Annotated in this window: 14 protein-coding genes; all 14 read left to right on the forward strand. The window is 63.5% G+C overall.

Annotated elements, in window-relative coordinates; all coding sequences use genetic code 11:
* Nucleotides 1-71 precede the first annotated feature (71 nt).
* The 14 genes from rpoB to rpsC all read left to right on the forward strand — a co-directional run bounded on the left by rpoB (nt 72) and on the right by rpsC (nt 17,643).
* Nucleotides 72-4,226, forward strand: coding sequence for a DNA-directed RNA polymerase subunit beta (gene rpoB / locus ACSYHF_RS03960; RefSeq protein WP_005415409.1), 4,155 nt, complete (start codon nt 72-74; stop codon nt 4,224-4,226).
* An 87-nt stretch (nt 4,227-4,313) separates the two neighbouring features.
* Entirely contained in the window at nt 4,314-8,537 is a 4,224-nt protein-coding gene (gene rpoC, locus ACSYHF_RS03965; RefSeq protein WP_061480645.1) for a DNA-directed RNA polymerase subunit beta', read from the forward strand.
* Nucleotides 8,538-8,821: 284 nt separating this feature from the next.
* Nucleotides 8,822-9,196 (forward strand): 30S ribosomal protein S12, encoded by a 375-nt coding sequence (rpsL, locus tag ACSYHF_RS03970; RefSeq protein ID WP_004145320.1) that lies wholly within the window; start codon nt 8,822-8,824, stop codon nt 9,194-9,196.
* A gap of 12 nt (nt 9,197-9,208) precedes the next feature.
* Nucleotides 9,209-9,682 (forward strand): 30S ribosomal protein S7, encoded by a 474-nt coding sequence (gene rpsG / locus ACSYHF_RS03975; RefSeq protein WP_004145321.1) that lies wholly within the window; start codon nt 9,209-9,211, stop codon nt 9,680-9,682.
* A gap of 141 nt (nt 9,683-9,823) precedes the next feature.
* Nucleotides 9,824-11,965 (forward strand): elongation factor G, encoded by a 2,142-nt coding sequence (fusA, locus tag ACSYHF_RS03980; protein WP_049414677.1) that lies wholly within the window; start codon nt 9,824-9,826, stop codon nt 11,963-11,965.
* Nucleotides 11,966-12,017: 52 nt separating this feature from the next.
* Nucleotides 12,018-13,208, forward strand: coding sequence for an elongation factor Tu (gene tuf, locus ACSYHF_RS03985; RefSeq protein WP_065178958.1), 1,191 nt, complete (start codon nt 12,018-12,020; stop codon nt 13,206-13,208).
* 332 nt (nt 13,209-13,540) lie between these two features.
* Nucleotides 13,541-13,852: a 30S ribosomal protein S10 gene (gene rpsJ / locus ACSYHF_RS03990; RefSeq protein ID WP_005408208.1), complete on the forward strand. Its 312-nt coding sequence runs from the start codon at nt 13,541-13,543 to the stop codon at nt 13,850-13,852.
* An 11-nt stretch (nt 13,853-13,863) separates the two neighbouring features.
* On the forward strand, nt 13,864-14,514 hold the full coding sequence (gene rplC, locus ACSYHF_RS03995) for a 50S ribosomal protein L3 (protein ID WP_004145336.1): 651 nt from the start codon (nt 13,864-13,866) through the stop codon (nt 14,512-14,514).
* Nucleotides 14,515-14,526: 12 nt separating this feature from the next.
* Nucleotides 14,527-15,132, forward strand: coding sequence for a 50S ribosomal protein L4 (gene rplD / locus ACSYHF_RS04000; protein ID WP_005415412.1), 606 nt, complete (start codon nt 14,527-14,529; stop codon nt 15,130-15,132).
* On the forward strand, nt 15,129-15,428 hold the full coding sequence (rplW, locus tag ACSYHF_RS04005; protein WP_004145338.1) for a 50S ribosomal protein L23: 300 nt from the start codon (nt 15,129-15,131) through the stop codon (nt 15,426-15,428). The genes rplD and rplW overlap by 4 nt, the downstream gene beginning before the upstream one ends.
* A 10-nt stretch (nt 15,429-15,438) precedes the next feature.
* Nucleotides 15,439-16,266, forward strand: coding sequence for a 50S ribosomal protein L2 (rplB, locus tag ACSYHF_RS04010; protein WP_004145339.1), 828 nt, complete (start codon nt 15,439-15,441; stop codon nt 16,264-16,266).
* A gap of 6 nt (nt 16,267-16,272) precedes the next feature.
* A complete protein-coding gene (gene rpsS, locus ACSYHF_RS04015; protein WP_005415413.1) occupies nt 16,273-16,542 on the forward strand; it encodes a 30S ribosomal protein S19 in 270 nt (89 codons plus the stop codon).
* Between the two features lie 12 nt (nt 16,543-16,554).
* Entirely contained in the window at nt 16,555-16,890 is a 336-nt protein-coding gene (gene rplV, locus ACSYHF_RS04020) for a 50S ribosomal protein L22 (protein WP_004145348.1), read from the forward strand.
* A gap of 18 nt (nt 16,891-16,908) precedes the next feature.
* Nucleotides 16,909-17,643 (forward strand): 30S ribosomal protein S3, encoded by a 735-nt coding sequence (gene rpsC, locus ACSYHF_RS04025; protein ID WP_005415414.1) that lies wholly within the window; start codon nt 16,909-16,911, stop codon nt 17,641-17,643.
* Nucleotides 17,644-17,647 lie beyond the last annotated feature (4 nt).

Below are 17,647 nucleotides of genomic sequence, written 5' to 3' on the forward strand. Positions count from 1 at the left end.
CTTCCAACTGACAATTTCAAGTTCCCTTCGGATCGTGGGCGCACGATCCGCACAACAAGGTGGAAGACCTCATGACGTCCTATTCGTTCACCGAAAAAAAGCGTATCCGCAAGGATTTCGGCAAGCAGCGCTCGATTCTCGAAGTGCCGTTCCTGCTCGCCATCCAGGTGGATTCCTATCGTGAATTCCTGCAGGAAAACGTCGATCCGGCCAAGCGCACGGACCACGGCCTGCACGCTGCGCTGAAGTCGGTCTTCCCGATCGCCAGCTACAGCGGCAACGCTGCCCTGGAATACGTCGGCTACAAGCTGGGCGAACCGGTCTTCGACGAGCGTGAGTGCCGCCAGCGCGGCATGAGCTACGGCGCCCCGCTGCGCGTGACCGTGCGCCTGGTGATCTACGACCGTGAGTCGTCGACCAAGGCCATCAAGTACGTGAAGGAGCAGGAGGTCTATCTGGGCGAAATCCCGCTGATGACCGAGAACGGCACCTTCATCGTCAACGGCACCGAGCGCGTCATCGTCTCCCAGCTGCACCGCTCGCCGGGCGTGTTCTTCGACCACGACCGTGGCAAGACCCACAGCTCGGGCAAGCTGCTGTACAGCGCCCGCATCATTCCCTACCGCGGCTCCTGGCTGGACTTCGAGTTCGACCCGAAGGACGCGCTGTTCACCCGTATCGACCGCCGCCGCAAGCTGCCGGTGTCGATCCTGCTGCGCGCGCTCGGCTACAGCAACGAAGAGATGCTGGCCGAGTTCTTCGAGATCAACACCTTCCACATCAACCCGGATGAAGGCGTCCAGCTGGAGCTGGTGCCGGAGCGCCTGCGTGGCGAGACCCTGGGCTTCGACCTCGCCGACGGCGACAAGGTCATCGTGGAAGCCGGCAAGCGCATCACCGCGCGTCACATCAAGCAGCTGGAAGCCTCGGGCATTGCCGCCCTGGCCGTGCCGGACGACTACATCGTCGGCCGCATCCTGTCGCACGACGTGGTCGATGCCTCGACCGGCGAACTGCTGGCCCAGGCCAACGACGAGATCACGGACGAGCAGCTGCAGGCCTTCCGCAAGGCCGGTGTGGATGCCGTGGGCACCCTGTGGGTGAACGACCTGGATCGTGGCCCGTACCTGTCCAACACCCTGCGTATCGACCCGACCAAGACCCAGCTGGAAGCCCTGGTCGAGATCTACCGCATGATGCGTCCGGGCGAGCCGCCGACCAAGGATGCCGCGCAGAACCTGTTCCACAACCTGTTCTTCACCTTCGAGCGCTACGACCTGTCCGCGGTCGGCCGCATGAAGTTCAACCGTCGCGTGGGCCGCAAGGAAACCACCGGCGAAGCCGTGCTGTACGACAGCAAGTACTTCGGCGAGCGCAACGACGAAGAGTCCAAGCGCCTGGTCGCTGCCCACGGCGAAAGCTCCGACATCCTGGACGTGATCAAGGTCCTGACCGAGATCCGCAACGGTCGCGGCGTGGTCGACGACATCGATCACCTGGGCAACCGTCGCGTGCGTTCGGTCGGCGAAATGGCCGAGAACGTGTTCCGCGTCGGCCTGGTCCGCGTCGAGCGTGCGGTCAAGGAGCGCCTGTCGATGGCCGAGTCGGAAGGCCTGACCCCGCAGGAACTGATCAACGCCAAGCCGGTCGCCGCTGCCATCAAGGAGTTCTTCGGCTCCTCGCAGCTGTCGCAGTTCATGGACCAGAACAACCCGCTGTCGGAAGTGACGCACAAGCGTCGCGTCTCGGCCCTGGGCCCGGGCGGCCTGACCCGTGAGCGCGCCGGCTTCGAAGTGCGCGACGTGCACCCGACCCATTACGGCCGCGTCTGCACCATCGAAACCCCGGAAGGCCCGAACATCGGCCTGATCAACTCGCTGGCCGTGTACGCCCGCACCAACAAGTACGGTTTCCTCGAGACCCCGTACCGCAAGGTCGTGGACGGCAAGGTCTATGACGAAGTCGAGTTCCTGTCGGCCATTGAAGAGAACGAGTACGTCATTGCGCAGGCCAACGCGCTGACCGACGCCAAGGGCACCCTGACCGAGCAGTTCGTTCCGTGCCGCTTCCAGGGCGAATCGCTGCTGAAGCCGCCGGCGGAAGTCCACTTCATGGACGTTTCGCCGATGCAGACCGTCTCGATCGCGGCCGCGCTGGTTCCGTTCCTGGAGCACGATGACGCGAACCGCGCACTGATGGGCGCCAACATGCAGCGTCAGGCCGTGCCGACCCTGCGTTCGCAGAAGCCGCTGGTCGGCACCGGCATCGAGCGCGCCGTGGCGCGTGACTCGGGTGTGACCGTGAACGCCCGTCGTGGTGGTGAGATCGTGCAGATCGACGCCGCCCGCATCGTGGTCAAGGTCAACGAGGAAGAGATCGTTGGCGCCACCGACGCCGGCGTGGACATCTACAACCTGGTCAAGTACACCCGGTCGAACCAGAACACCTGCATCAACCAGCGTCCGCTGGTCCAGGTGGGTGACGTCATCGCCCGCGGCGACGTGCTGGCCGACGGTCCGTCCACCGACATCGGCGAGCTGGCCCTGGGCCAGAACATGCTGATCGCGTTCATGCCGTGGAACGGCTACAACTTCGAAGACTCCATCCTGCTCTCCGAGCGCGTGGTGGAAGAGGATCGCTACACCACGATCCACATCGAAGAGCTGACCTGCGTCGCGCGTGACACCAAGCTGGGGCCGGAGGAAATCTCCGCCGACATCCCGAACGTCTCCGAGCAGGCGCTGAACCGCCTGGACGAGAGCGGCGTGGTGTACATCGGTGCAGAAGTGCGCGCTGGCGACATCCTGGTCGGCAAGGTCACCCCGAAGGGCGAAAGCCAGCTGACCCCGGAAGAGAAGCTGCTGCGCGCGATCTTCGGCGAGAAGGCTTCGGACGTTAAGGACAGCTCGCTGCGCGTTCCGCCGGGCATGGACGGCACCGTCATCGACGTGCAGGTCTTCACCCGCGACGGCATCGAGAAGGACAAGCGCGCGCGCCAGATCGAAGAGTCCGAAATCAAGCGCGTCAAGAAGGACTTCGATGACCAGTTCCGCATCCTGGAAGCGGCCATCTACATGCGTCTGCGTTCGCAGATCGTGGGCAAGGTGGTCAATGGTGGTGCTGGCCTGAAGAAGGGTGACGTGATCACCGACGCCTTCCTCGACGGCCTGAAGAAGTCTGACTGGTTCGCCCTGCGCATGAAGGACGAGGACGCCTCGGAAGCCATCGAGCGCGCCCAGAAGCAGATCCAGGCGCACGAGAAGGAATTCGAGCGTCGCTTCGCCGACAAGCGCGGCAAGATCACCGCGGGCGACGACCTCGCCCCGGGCGTGCTGAAGATGGTCAAGGTGTTCCTGGCGGTGAAGCGCCGCATCCAGCCGGGTGACAAGATGGCAGGCCGCCACGGCAACAAGGGTGTGGTGTCCAACGTGGTGCCGGTCGAGGACATGCCGTACATGGCCTCGGGCGAGACCGTGGACATCGTGCTGAACCCGCTGGGCGTGCCGTCGCGTATGAACATCGGCCAGATCCTGGAAGTGCACCTGGGCTGGGCCGCCAAGGGTCTGGGTCGCAAGATCCAGGCGATGCTGGAAGCCCAGGCGGCGGTCGCCGACCTGCGCAAGTTCCTGGACGACATCTACAACCACGACGACACCAACGTGGCCAACCGTGTCGACCTGTCGCAGTTCAGCGACGAGGAGCTGCTGCGCCTGGCCCGCAACCTGACCGACGGCGTGCCGATGGCCACCCCGGTGTTCGACGGCGCCACCGAAGCGGAAATCAAGCGCATGCTGGAACTGGCCGACCTGCCGAGCAGTGGCCAGACCCAGCTGTACGACGGCCGCACCGGTGAAGCCTTCGACCGCCATACCACCGTCGGTTACATGCACTACCTGAAGCTGAACCACCTGGTCGACGACAAGATGCACGCCCGTTCGACCGGTCCGTACTCGCTCGTCACCCAGCAGCCGCTGGGCGGCAAGGCGCAGTTCGGCGGCCAGCGCTTCGGTGAAATGGAAGTCTGGGCGCTGGAAGCCTACGGCGCGGCCTACACCCTGCAGGAAATGCTGACGGTGAAGTCCGATGACGTGCAGGGCCGCAACCAGATGTACAAGAACATCGTCGACGGCGAGCACGAGATGGTCGCGGGCATGCCGGAATCCTTCAACGTGCTCGTGAAGGAAATCCGCTCGCTGGCCATCAACATGGAACTGGAAGACAACTGATCCATGCCGGCGCGGCGGTCCGCCGCCGCGCCGCTGGCAGTGAACTGAAAGCCCATCGACACAGCATTCCTCCTTCTGGAGAACACCATGAAAGACCTGCTCAACCTCTTCAACCAGCAGCGCCAGACGCTGGACTTCGACGCGATCAAGATCGCGCTGGCCTCGCCGGACCTGATCCGTTCGTGGTCCTTCGGCGAAGTGAAGAAGCCGGAAACCATCAACTACCGTACCTTCAAGCCGGAACGCGACGGCCTGTTCTGCGCCGCCATCTTCGGCCCGGTGAAGGACTACGAGTGCCTGTGCGGCAAGTACAAGCGCATGAAGCACCGCGGCGTGGTCTGCGAAAAGTGCGGTACCGAAGTGACCCTGGCCAAGGTGCGCCGCGAGCGCATGGGCCACATCGACCTGGCCTCGCCGGTCGCGCACATCTGGTTCCTCAAGTCGCTGCCGTCGCGCATCGGCCTGATGCTGGACATGACCCTGCGCGACATCGAGCGCGTGCTGTACTTCGAAGCGTACGTGGTGACCGAGCCGGGCCTGACCGCCCTGGAGCGCCGCCAGCTGCTGACCGAGGAACAGTACCTGCAGGCGCGCCAGGAACACGGTGACGACTTCGACGCCGCCATGGGCGCCGAGGCCGTCTACGAACTGCTGCGCACGATCGACCTGCAGTCGGAGATGACCCGCCTGCGCGAGGAAATCGCCGCTACCGGTTCGGAAACCAAGCTCAAGCGCCTCACCAAGCGCATCAAGCTGATCGAAGCCTTCCTGGAATCGGGCAACCGTCCGGAATGGATGGTCATGACCGTGCTGCCGGTGCTGCCGCCGGACCTGCGTCCGCTGGTCCCGCTGGATGGCGGCCGCTTCGCGACCTCCGACCTGAACGACCTGTACCGCCGCGTCATCAACCGCAACAACCGCCTGCGCCGCCTGCTCGAACTGAGCGCGCCGGACATCATCGTGCGCAATGAAAAGCGCATGCTGCAGGAATCGGTCGATGCACTGCTGGACAACGGCCGCCGCGGTCGTGCCATCACCGGCACCAACAAGCGCCCGCTGAAGTCGCTGGCCGACATGATCAAGGGCAAGCAGGGCCGCTTCCGCCAGAACCTGCTCGGCAAGCGCGTCGACTACTCGGGCCGTTCGGTCATCGTGGTCGGCCCGTACCTGCGCCTGCACCAGTGCGGCCTGCCGAAGAAGATGGCGCTTGAGCTGTTCAAGCCGTTCGTCTTCGCCAAGCTGCAGCGTCGTGGCCTGGCCACCACCATCAAGGCTGCCAAGAAGCTGGTCGAGCGCGAAGAAGCCGAAGTCTGGGACATCCTGGAAGAGGTCATCCGCGAGCATCCGGTGATGCTGAACCGTGCGCCGACCCTGCACCGCCTGGGCATCCAGGCGTTCGAGCCGGTACTGATCGAGGGCAAGGCCATCCAGCTGCACCCGCTGGTCTGCACCGCGTTCAACGCCGACTTCGACGGTGACCAGATGGCCGTCCACGTGCCGCTCTCGCTGGAAGCCCAGCTGGAAGCGCGTGCGCTGATGATGTCGACCAACAACATCCTGTCGCCGGCCAACGGCGAGCCGATCATCGTGCCGTCGCAGGACGTCGTGCTGGGTCTGTACTACATGACCCGCTCGCTGGAGAACAAGAAGGGCGAGGGCATGGCCTTCGCCAACATCGCCGAAGTCAAGCGCGCCTACGACAACCGCGTGGTGGAACTGCACGCCAAGGTCAAGGTCCGCATCACCGAGGTGGTGACCGACGAAGACGGCAACAAGCAGAACAAGACCTCGATCGTGGACACCACGATCGGTCGCGCCCTGCTGGCTGAAATCCTGCCGGAAGGCCTGCCGTTCGCGCTGGCCAATGTCGAGCTGACCAAGAAGAACATCAGCCGCCTGATCAACTCCAGCTACCGTCAGCTCGGCCTGAAGGACACGGTCGTGTTCGCCGACAAGTTGATGTACACCGGTTTCGCGTATGCGACCCGCGCCGGCGTCTCGATCGGCATCGACGACATGCTGATCCCGGACGAGAAGAAGGGCATCCTCACCGAGGCCGAAGCCGAAGTGCTGGAAATCCAGGAGCAGTACCAGTCGGGCCTGGTCACCGCCGGCGAGCGCTACAACAAGGTGGTCGACATCTGGTCGCGCACCAACGAGCGCATCGCCAAGGCGATGATGGACACCATCGGTACCGAGAAGGTCGTCAATGCCAAGGGCGAGACCATCGACCAGAAGTCGATGAACTCGCTGTACATCATGGCCGACTCCGGTGCGCGTGGTTCGCAGGCGCAGATCCGTCAGCTGGCCGGCATGCGTGGCCTGATGGCCCGCCCGGACGGCTCGATCATCGAGACGCCCATCAAGGCGAACTTCCGCGAAGGCCTGAACGTGCAGGAGTACTTCAACTCCACCCACGGTGCCCGTAAGGGTCTGGCCGATACCGCGCTGAAGACCGCGAACTCGGGTTACCTGACCCGTCGCCTGGTCGACGTGGCGCAGGACGTGGTGATCACCGAAGTGGATTGCGGTACCACCGAAGGCCTGATCATGACCCCGATCGTGGAAGGCGGCGACGTGGTCGAGCCGCTGAAGGATCGCGTGCTGGGCCGCGTGGTTGCCGAGGACGTGTTCCTGCCGGGCAACGACGAAGATCCGATCGTCACCCGCAACACCCTGCTGGACGAAGCCTGGGTTGCCAAGCTGGAAGATGCCGGCGTGCAGACCATCAAGGTCCGCTCGACCATCTCCTGTGAATCGGCCTTCGGTGTCTGCTCGCGCTGCTACGGCCGCGACCTGGCCCGTGGCCACCTGGTCAACATCGGTGAAGCGGTCGGCGTCATCGCCGCCCAGTCCATCGGTGAGCCGGGTACCCAGCTGACCATGCGTACGTTCCACATCGGTGGTGCGGCGTCGCGAGCTGCTGCGGTCGACAACATCACCGTCAAGACCACCGGCTCGGTCAAGTTCAGCAACCTCAAGTCGGTCGAGCACGCCAACGGCTCGCTGGTGGCGGTGTCGCGCTCGGGCGAAATCTCGGTGCTCGATGCGCACGGCCGTGAGCGTGAGCGTTACAAGCTGCCGTACGGTGCGACCATCACGTCCAAGGACGGTGATGCGATCAAGGCGGGCCAGACCGTGGCCAACTGGGATCCGCATAACCACCCGATCGTGTCGGAAGTGGCCGGCTTCATCCGCTTCATCGACTTCGTCGACGGCGTCACCGTCATCGAGAAGACCGACGAGCTGACCGGCCTGGCCTCGCGCGAAATCACCGATCCGAAGCGTCGTGGTACCCAGGCCAAGGACCTGCGCCCGATCGTGCGCATCGTCGACGCCAAGGGCAACGACCTGTCGATCCCGGGCACCGACCTGCCGGCGCAGTACCTGCTGCCGCCGCGTTCGATCGTCAACCTGCAGGACGGCGCCCCGGTGGGCGTGGGCGACGTTGTCGCCAAGATCCCGCAGGAAGCGTCGAAGACCCGCGACATCACCGGTGGTCTGCCGCGCGTGGCCGACCTGTTCGAAGCGCGCAAGCCGAAGGATCCGGCGGTGCTGGCCGAGCGTTCGGGCATCATCAGCTTCGGCAAGGACACCAAGGGCAAGCAGCGCCTGATCATCAAGGACACTGATGGTTCGGAGCACGAAGAGCTGATCCCGAAGTACCGCCAGGTCATCGTGTTCGAAGGCGAGCATGTCACCAAGGGTGAAACCATCGTGGACGGCGAGCCGAGCCCGCAGGACATCCTGCGCCTGCTGGGTGTCGAGCCGCTGGCTGCCTACCTGGTCAAGGAAATCCAGGACGTGTACCGCCTGCAGGGCGTGAAGATCAACGACAAGCACATCGAGGTGATCACCCGCCAGATGCTGCGCAAGGTCGAGATCACCGACCAGGGCAGCAGCAAGTTCCTGAACGGCGAACAGGTGGAGCGCCAGCGCGTTATCGAGGAGAATGCGCGCCTGTCGACCCGCAACGAACTGCCGGCGCGCTTCGATCCGGTCCTGCTGGGTATCACCAAGGCCTCGCTGGCGACCGAATCGTTCATCTCGGCGGCCTCCTTCCAGGAGACCACCCGAGTGCTGACCGAGGCTGCCGTCCGCGGTACCAAGGACAACCTGCGTGGCCTGAAGGAAAACGTCATCGTCGGCCGCCTGATTCCGGCCGGTACCGGCCTGTCCTACCACAGCAGCCGCCGTCGCGGCGCTTCCGGTCTCACCGACTCGGAAATGCAGACCCTGGCCGGCACCCCGGCTGCGGTCGAGTCCCCGGTGGTTGAAGCCGAAGCTGAACAGGCCTCGGGCGAAGAATGAGGTATCCGGTCCGGCCGCAAGGCCGGACCACCCCATCGGTCCATCGATGGGATTGGGAAAGGGCAGGGGAGGTCGTCCGTGATCGACCCGGCCAATCTGAACGGGGTACATGGAGGCCCCCCAGTAACGTCCCGGGATCAGGGACGGGCTTGACAGGAGGCGTTTGACTGCTTTCCTTGCAGGTTGCTACAATCGTCTGTCTCAGCAGGCCAAAATTTCGGCCTGCTTTAACATTTCCGCATCTCTGGCCGGATTTTCCGGCCACCAATCAGAAGAACCTACTGATGGCGACGATCAACCAGCTGGTCCGCAAGCCGCGGCAAGCGACCACCTACAAGAGTGCCTCGCCGGCGCTCGACAAGTGCCCGCAGCGCCGTGGCGTCTGCACCCGTGTCTACACCACCACTCCGAAGAAGCCGAACTCGGCTCTGCGCAAGGTTGCCAAGGTCCGCCTGACCAACCAGGAAGAAGTGATTTCCTACATCGGTGGTGAAGGCCACAACCTGCAGGAGCACTCCGTGGTCCTGATCCGCGGCGGTCGCGTCAAGGACCTGCCGGGTGTGCGTTACCACACCGTTCGTGGCTCGCTCGACGCCGCCGGCGTTGCCAAGCGTCGCCAGGCCCGTTCCAAGTACGGCGCCAAGCGTCCGAAGGCATAAGGAGAGAGCACTATGTCGCGTAAGGGTAATACTCCGCAGCGTTCCGTCCTGCCCGATCCGAAGCACGGAAGCGAAACCATCGCCCGCTTCATCAACATGGTCATGCAGAGCGGCAAGAAGTCCGTCGCCGAAAAGATCGTGTACGGCGCCATGGACGTGATCACCGAGAAGAACAGCAGCGCCAACGCCATTGAACTGGTGCAGAAGGCTCTGGACAACGTCGCTCCGGCGGTCGAAGTCAAGTCGCGCCGCGTCGGTGGTGCCACCTACCAGGTGCCGGTCGAAGTGCGTTCGTCGCGCAAGATGGCCCTGGCCATGCGCTGGTTGATCGACTCCGCGCGCAAGCGTGGTGAGAACACCATGCCGAAGAAGCTGGCTGCTGAACTGATCGACGCCTCGGAAAACCGCGGCGGCGCCATCAAGAAGCGCGAAGAAACCCACCGCATGGCCGAAGCCAACAAGGCATTCGCCCACTACCGCTGGTGAGTTTGACGGCCTTGTAAAACAGGCAGGGCAGCACCACTTCGGTGCGTGCTGCCTCGCGGTCCCAGAAGGACTGCGCCAATCCGAAGGCCGCCGAAAGGCGGCGTTCGGCCATCCGAAATCCAAGAAATCTGAGAGGCTCCCGTGGCCCGTTCCACTCCCATCGAGCGTTACCGTAACTTCGGCATCATGGCTCACATCGATGCCGGCAAGACCACCACGTCCGAGCGCATCCTGTTCTACACCGGCAAGAGCCACAAGATCGGTGAAGTGCACGACGGCGCCGCCACCATGGACTGGATGGAGCAGGAGCAGGAGCGTGGCATCACGATCCAGTCCGCTGCCACCACCGCGTTCTGGAAGGGCATGGACAAGTCCCTGCCGGAGCACCGCTTCAACATCATCGACACCCCCGGGCACGTCGACTTCACCATCGAAGTGGAGCGTTCGCTGCGCGTGCTCGACGGTGCCGTCTTCGTCCTGTGTGCCGTCGGTGGCGTGCAGCCGCAGTCGGAAACCGTGTGGCGCCAGGCCAACAAGTACCACGTGCCGCGCATCGCGTTCGTCAACAAGATGGACCGTACCGGTGCCAACTTCCAGAAGGTCGTCGGCCAGCTGAAGGCCAAGCTGGGTGCGGTTGCCGTGCCGATGCAGCTGCCGATCGGCGCTGAAGACAACTTCAAGGGCGTCGTCGACCTGCTGAAGATGAAGGCCATCCACTGGGATGAAGCTTCGCAGGGCATGAAGTTCGAATACAGCGACATCCCGGCCGAACTGCAGGGCCCGGCTGAAGAGGCTCGCCAGTTCATGGTCGAGACCGCTGCCGAAGCCAGTGAAGAGCTGATGGAAAAGTACCTGGGCGGCGAAGAGCTGGCCGAGGCTGAAATCATCAACGCCCTGCGTACCCGCACCCTGGCCACCGAGATCGTGCCGATGTACTGCGGCTCGGCCTTCAAGAACAAGGGCGTGCAGGCCATGCTGGACGGCGTGATCCAGCTGCTGCCGTCGCCGGTCGACGTGCCGGACGTGAAGGGCGTGGACGTTGACGACGACACCGTCGAAATGACCCGCAAGTCGGACGACAAGGCTCCGTTCTCGTCGCTGGCCTTCAAGATCATCACCGACCCGTTCGTCGGCGCGCTGACCTTCTTCCGTGTCTACTCGGGCACCCTGAACGGTGGCGACACCGTGCTGAACTCGGTGAAGGGCAAGAAGGAGCGCATCGGCCGCATCCTGCAGATGCACTCGAACAACCGCGAGGAAATCAAGGAAGTTCTGGCCGGTGACATCGCCGCTGCCGTGGGCCTGAAGGACACCACCACCGGTGACACCCTGTGCGCCGTGGACGCCCCGATCATCCTGGAGCGCATGACGTTCCCGGAGCCGGTGATCTCGATGGCCGTCGAGCCGAAGACCAAGTCGGACCAGGAAAAGATGGGCCTGGCCCTGGGCCGCCTGGCGCAGGAAGATCCGTCGTTCCGCGTCAAGACCGACGAAGAATCCGGCCAGACCATCATCTCGGGCATGGGCGAGCTGCACCTGGACATCATCGTTGACCGCCTGAAGCGCGAGTTCAATGTTGAAGCCAACGTCGGCGCGCCGCAGGTGGCCTACCGCGAAACCATCACCCTGGCCGACGTCAAGTCGGACTACAAGCACGCCAAGCAGTCCGGTGGTAAGGGTCAGTACGGTCACGTCGTGATCGAGCTGTCGCCGATCACCGCTGCCGACCGTGCCGATCCGAAGATCGCTCCGATGATCAAGGACGACTTCCTGTTCATCAACGACATCACCGGCGGCGTGATCCCGAAGGAATTCATCCCGTCGGTCGAGAAGGGCCTGCGCGAAACCATCACCAGCGGCCCGCTGGCTGGCTTCCCGGTCGTGGACGTCAAGGTGAAGCTGGTGTTCGGTTCGTACCACGACGTCGACTCCTCGGAAATGGCGTTCAAGCTGGCTTCGTCGATGGCCTTCAAGCAGGGCTTCGCCAAGGCCAAGCCGGTGCTGCTGGAGCCGATCATGAAGGTCGAGATCGTGACCCCGGAGGATTACCAGGGTGACGTGATGGGCGACGTCAGCCGTCGTCGCGGCGTGCTGCAGGGCTCCGACACCACCGGTGACGGTTCGGCCAGCATCATCAACGCGATGATCCCGCTGGGTGAAATGTTCGGCTACGCCACTGCACTGCGTTCGCAGACCCAGGGCCGCGCCACCTTCACCATGGAATTCGATCACTACGAGCCGGCTCCGACCAACATCGCCGAAGCCGTCATGAAGAAGGGCTGAGCCTCGCTCAGCCTCTCTTGAAACCACTTACGAACAATCAAGGTATAGAACAATGGCAAAGGGTAAGTTCGAACGCACCAAGCCGCACGTCAACGTCGGCACCATCGGTCACGTCGACCACGGCAAGACCACGCTGACCGCCGCACTGACCAAGATCGGTGCCGAGCGCTTCGGTGGCGAGTTCAAGGACTACTCCTCGATCGACGCCGCGCCGGAAGAAAAGGCGCGTGGCATCACGATCTCGACCGCGCACGTCGAATACGAATCCCCGACCCGTCACTACGCCCACGTTGACTGCCCGGGCCACGCTGACTACGTCAAGAACATGATCACCGGTGCCGCCCAGATGGACGGCGCGATCCTGGTGTGCTCGGCCGCTGACGGCCCGATGCCGCAGACCCGTGAGCACATCCTGCTGTCGCGCCAGGTCGGCGTGCCGTACATCGTCGTGTTCCTGAACAAGGCCGACATGGTGGACGACGCCGAGCTGCTCGAGCTGGTCGAGATGGAAGTGCGCGAGCTGCTGAGCAAGTACGAGTTCCCGGGCGACGACACCCCGATCATCGCCGGTTCGGCCCGTCTGGCGCTGGAAGGCGACCAGAGCGACATCGGCGTGCCGGCCATCCTGAAGCTGGTCGACGCGCTGGACAGCTGGATTCCGGAGCCGGAGCGTGCGATCGACAAGCCGTTCCTGATGCCGGTGGAAGACGTGTTCTCGATCTCGGGCCGCGGCACCGTGGTGACCGGTCGTATCGAGCGCGGCGTGATCAAGGTTGGCGACGAAATCGAAATCGTCGGCATCCGTCCGGTGCAGAAGACCACCGTGACCGGCGTTGAAATGTTCCGCAAGCTGCTGGACCAGGGTCAGGCAGGCGACAACGCTGGCCTGCTGCTGCGCGGCACCAAGCGTGACGACGTCGAGCGTGGCCAGGTGCTGGCCAAGCCGGGCACGATCAAGCCGCACACCAAGTTCGAAGGCGAAGTGTACGTTCTGTCGAAGGACGAGGGCGGCCGCCACACCCCGTTCTTCAACGGCTACCGTCCGCAGTTCTACTTCCGCACCACCGACATCACCGGCGCCGCCAAGCTGCCGGAAGGCGTCGAAATGGTGATGCCGGGTGACAACGTCAAGATGGAAGTCACCCTGATCAACCCGGTGGCCATGGACGAAGGTCTGCGCTTCGCCATCCGCGAAGGCGGCCGTACCGTCGGCGCCGGCGTGGTCTCGAAGATCATCGAGTAATCTGGTAGTATCAGCGCCCCGATGTTGCCTGGGTAGGGCATCGGGGCGTATCAAATGGGAAAGCAGGCACAGGATGTGCCTTGTGTTCCCCGGACCAGGAAGGGTCAATGCCATTCAGGCGGCGTCAACAGGCGACTGTTGACAGCTGCCTTGTGTGCCATTATGCTTCTACGTCTGGGCAGGCCGGGTAACTGGTCTGCCTACGTTTTTGAGGTCCATGGATTGACCTTGGCGGCCTGCAGGACTGCGGGCCGTCCGTATTCAGGAATTTCATGGGACAAAGCAACCCAGAGGCTTTGTCTGTCGCTCTTTTAACGAAGGAACCTACCGCCATGGCGGACCAAAAGATCCGGATCCGGCTGAAAGCGTTCGATCATCGTCTGATCGACCGTTCGGCCAGCGAGATCGTTGAAACGGCAAAGCGGACCGGCGCGCAAGTGCGTGGCCCGATCCCGCTGCCGACCAAGATCGAGCGTTACACCGTTCTCGTTTCCCCGCACGTCGACAAGGACGCGCGTGACCAGTACGAGACCCGCACGCACAAGCGCGTGCTCGATATCGTTGACCCGAATGACAAGACCGTGGACGCGCTGATGAAGCTCGAACTGGCTGCCGGCGTCGACGTTCAGATCAAGCTGACCTGAGGACTACGACCATGACGAAGAAGTATTCGTTGGGCTTCGTGGGCCGCAAGGCCGGCATGAGCCGCGTGTTCACTGAAGATGGCCGCTCCATCCCGGTGACCCTGATCGAAGCAACCCCGAACCGCATCGCGCAGATCAAGACCGTCGAAACCGACGGCTACAGCGCCGTGCAGGTGACCGTCGGCGCGCGTCGCGCTGCCCTGGTCAACAAGCCGGAAGCCGGCCACTTCGCCAAGGCGAAGGTGGAAGCGGGTCGTGGCCTGTGGGAATTCCGCGTTGAAGACGCGCAGCTCGGCGATTTCGCCGTTGGCGGCGAAGTCAAGGCGGACATCTTCGAAGTCGGCCAGATCGTCGACGTCCAGGGTGTCACCAAGGGTAAGGGCTTCCAGGGCACCATCAAGCGCCACAACTTCCGTATGGGCGATGCAACCCACGGTAACTCGCTGTCGCATCGCGCGCCGGGTTCGCTGGGTCAGCGCCAGACCCCGGGTCGCGTTTTCCCGGGCAAGAAGATGTCGGGCCACATGGGCGCGGTGCAGCAGAGCACCCAGAACCTGGAAGTGGTCAAGGTCGACGTCGAGCGCGGTCTGATCGCGGTTCGCGGCGCCGTTCCGGGCGCGGCGGGTGGCGATGTGATCGTCCGTCCGGCGAGCAAGGCATAAGGAGAGATGACGATGGAACTCGTTATCACGGGTAGCAACAACAAGGTCTCGGTCTCCGAAGCCGTGTTCGGTCGCGATTTCAGCGAAGATCTGGTCCACCAGGTCGTCGTTGCTTACCGCAACGCCGGTCGCGCCGGCACCAAGGCACAGAAGACTCGCTCCGAAGTGGCTGGTACCACCAAGAAGTCGAAGAAGCAGAAGGGCGGCGGCGCGCGTCATGGCGCACTGACGGCTCCGATCTTCGTCGGCGGCGGTGTCACCTTCGCGGCCAAGCCGCGCAGCTTCGAGCAGAAGGTCAATCGCAAGCAGTACCGTGCCGCCATGTGCGCGATCCTGTCCGAGCTGAACCGTCAGGGCCGTCTGACCATCGTGGAGGCCTTCGACGTCGAAGCCACCAGCACGAAGGGTCTGATCGCCAAGCTGGCCGGCCTGGAAGTGGGCAAGCGCCCGCTGATCGTCACCGAGGAAGCGTCCGAGCACCTGTACCTGTCCGCCCGCAATCTGCCGTACGTGCAGGTGCGTGACGTGCAGGGTCTGGACCCGGTCTCGCTGGTGGGTGCCGACACGGTCGTCATCACCGCTGACGCGGTCAAGAAGGTCGAGGAGTGGCTGGCATGAACAGCAACGAAAAAATCTTCAGCGTGCTGCGTGCCCCGCGTGTCTCGGAAAAGACCGCGCGCCTGCAGGAACTCTCCAATCAGTATGTCTTCGAAGTTTCGAACGAAGCCACCAAGGCCGATGTAAAGGCCGCGGTTGAGCAGCTGTTCGACGTCAAGGTCGAAGCCGTCAACGTGGTCAACGTCAAGGGCAAGAACAAGTCCTTCCGTAACCGTGCTGGCCGCCGCGGCGATTGGCGCAAGGCGTACGTTCGCCTGGCCGACGGCCAGTCGATCGATGTAACGGCCAAGGCCTGAGGTACATCCCATGCCATTGATGAAATTCAAGCCCACCTCCCCCGGCCGCCGTTCGGCCGTGCGCGTGGTCACCCCCGACCTGCACAAGGGTGCTCCGCACGCCGCGCTGGTCGAGTCGCAGAGCCGCTCGGGTGGTCGTAACCACCACGGTCGCATCACCGTGCGTCACGTTGGTGGTGGTGCCAAGCAGCACTACCGCATCATCGACTTCAAGCGCAACAAGCTGGGCATCCCGGCGCGCGTGGAACGCATCGAATACGATCCGAACCGCACCGCCCACATCGCTCTGCTGTGCTACGTCGACGGTGAGCGTCGCTACATCATCGCCCCGAAGGGCCTGAAGGCTGGTGATCAGGTGATCGCTGGTTCGGACGCCCCGATCAAGGCCGGCAACACCCTGCCGCTGCGCAACATCCCGGTCGGTACCACCATCCACTGCATCGAACTGAAGCCGGGCAAGGGCGCTCAGATCGCTCGCGCCGCTGGTGCGGCCGTGCAGCTGGTGGCTCGTGAAGGCATCTACGCCACCCTGCGCCTGCGCTCGGGTGAAATGCGCAAGGTTCCGGTCGAGTGCTGCGCCACCATCGGCGAAGTCGGCAACGACGAGCACAGCCTGGAAAAGCTGGGCAAGGCCGGTGCCAAGCGTTGGCGCGGCGTTCGCCCGACCGTTCGTGGTGCTGCCATGAACCCGGTTGACCACCCGCACGGTGGTGGTGAGGCCAAGGCCGGCCAGGGTAACCCGCATCCGGTCACCCCGTGGGGTGTCCCGACCAAGGGTTACAAGACGCGCCATAACAAGCGCACTCAGCAGTTCATCGTCCGCGATCGTAGGGGCTAATCGACCATGGCACGTTCACTCAAGAAGGGCCCGTTCGTCGATCACCACCTCGTCAAGAAGGTGGAGGCCGCTGCGGGCAGCAAGAAGCCGATCAAGACCTGGTCGCGCCGTTCGATGATCCTGCCTGACATGGTAGGCATCACCATTGCCGTGCATAACGGCAAGAACCACATCCCGGTTCTCGTCAACGAGAACATGGTCGGCCACAAGCTCGGCGAATTTGCCATCACCCGGACCTTCAAGGGTCACGGTGGTGACAAGAAGTCGGGCAAGTAAGGAGAGATGACAATGGAAGCGAAAGCCATCCTGCGCACTGCGCGCATCTCCCCGCAGAAGGCTCGTCTGGTCGCTGACCAGGTGCGCGGTCTGCCGGCCGAACGTGCGGTCAACCTGCTGAAGTTCTCGGACAAGAAGGCTGCCCACCTGATCAAGAAGGTGGTGGAGTCGGCAATTGCCAACGCCGAGAACAACCAGGGCGCCGACGTCGACGAGCTGAAGGTTCAGACCATCATGGTTGATGAAGGTCCGACCCTGAAGCGTTTCATGGCGCGGGCGAAAGGCCGCGGTACCCGCATCCTCAAGCGCACCAGCCACATCACTGTGGTTGTGGGCGCCGCCAAGTAAGCGGATAAGGAAAAGACCATGGGTCATAAAGTTCATCCGATTGGTATCCGCCTCGGCATTTCCAAGGACTGGAACTCCAAGTGGTACGCCAACAAGGCCGAGTTCGCCGGTTACCTGGCAGCCGACCTGAAAGTGCGCGACATGCTGCGCAAGAAGCTGGCTCAGGCCGGCATCAGCAAGATCCTGATCGAGCGTCCGGCCAAGACCGCTCGCGTGACGATCCACACCGCCCGTCCGGGCGTGGTGATCGGCAAGCGCGGTGAGGACATCGAGAAGCTGCGCAAGGAAGTGAGCGAGATGATGGGCGTCCCGGCGCACATCAACGTCACCGAAGTGCGCAAGCCGGAACTGGACGCGCAGCTCGTTGCCGAGTCGATCGCCCAGCAGCTGGAGCGTCGCATCATGTTCCGCCGTGCAATGAAGCGCTCGGTCGGCAACGCGATGCGTCTGGGTGCCCTGGGCATCAAGGTCAACGTCGGTGGCCGCCTCAACGGTGCAGAAATCGCCCGTTCGGAGTGGTACCGCGAAGGCCGCGTGCCGCTGCACACCCTGCGTGCCGACATCGACTATGGCTTCGCTGAAGCCAAGACGACCTACGGCATCATCGGCATCAAGGTCTGGATCTACAAGGGCGAGGTCTTCGATTTCTCCCAGGTTGGCCAGGAAAAGCAGGACGACACCCCGTCGCGCAACGATCGTCACGATCGCGGCGACCGCGGTGACCGTCAGCGCCCGGCCCGTGAAGCGAGGTAACGAC

Source organism: Stenotrophomonas maltophilia group sp. P373, assembly GCF_053295075.1.

Coding starts and splice junctions, on each gene's coding strand:
- rpsL (WP_004145320.1), top strand. CDS start 8,822: ATGGCGACGATCAACCAGCTGGTCCGCAAGCCGCGGCAAGCGACCACC.
- rplV (WP_004145348.1), top strand. CDS start 16,555: ATGGAAGCGAAAGCCATCCTGCGCACTGCGCGCATCTCCCCGCAGAAG.
- rpsJ (WP_005408208.1), top strand. CDS start 13,541: ATGGCGGACCAAAAGATCCGGATCCGGCTGAAAGCGTTCGATCATCGT.
- rplB (WP_004145339.1), top strand. CDS start 15,439: ATGCCATTGATGAAATTCAAGCCCACCTCCCCCGGCCGCCGTTCGGCC.
- rpsS (WP_005415413.1), top strand. CDS start 16,273: ATGGCACGTTCACTCAAGAAGGGCCCGTTCGTCGATCACCACCTCGTC.
- rpoB (WP_005415409.1), top strand. CDS start 72: ATGACGTCCTATTCGTTCACCGAAAAAAAGCGTATCCGCAAGGATTTC.
- rpsG (WP_004145321.1), top strand. CDS start 9,209: ATGTCGCGTAAGGGTAATACTCCGCAGCGTTCCGTCCTGCCCGATCCG.
- rplC (WP_004145336.1), top strand. CDS start 13,864: ATGACGAAGAAGTATTCGTTGGGCTTCGTGGGCCGCAAGGCCGGCATG.
- rpoC (WP_061480645.1), top strand. CDS start 4,314: ATGAAAGACCTGCTCAACCTCTTCAACCAGCAGCGCCAGACGCTGGAC.
- rplD (WP_005415412.1), top strand. CDS start 14,527: ATGGAACTCGTTATCACGGGTAGCAACAACAAGGTCTCGGTCTCCGAA.
- rplW (WP_004145338.1), top strand. CDS start 15,129: ATGAACAGCAACGAAAAAATCTTCAGCGTGCTGCGTGCCCCGCGTGTC.
- rpsC (WP_005415414.1), top strand. CDS start 16,909: ATGGGTCATAAAGTTCATCCGATTGGTATCCGCCTCGGCATTTCCAAG.
- tuf (WP_065178958.1), top strand. CDS start 12,018: ATGGCAAAGGGTAAGTTCGAACGCACCAAGCCGCACGTCAACGTCGGC.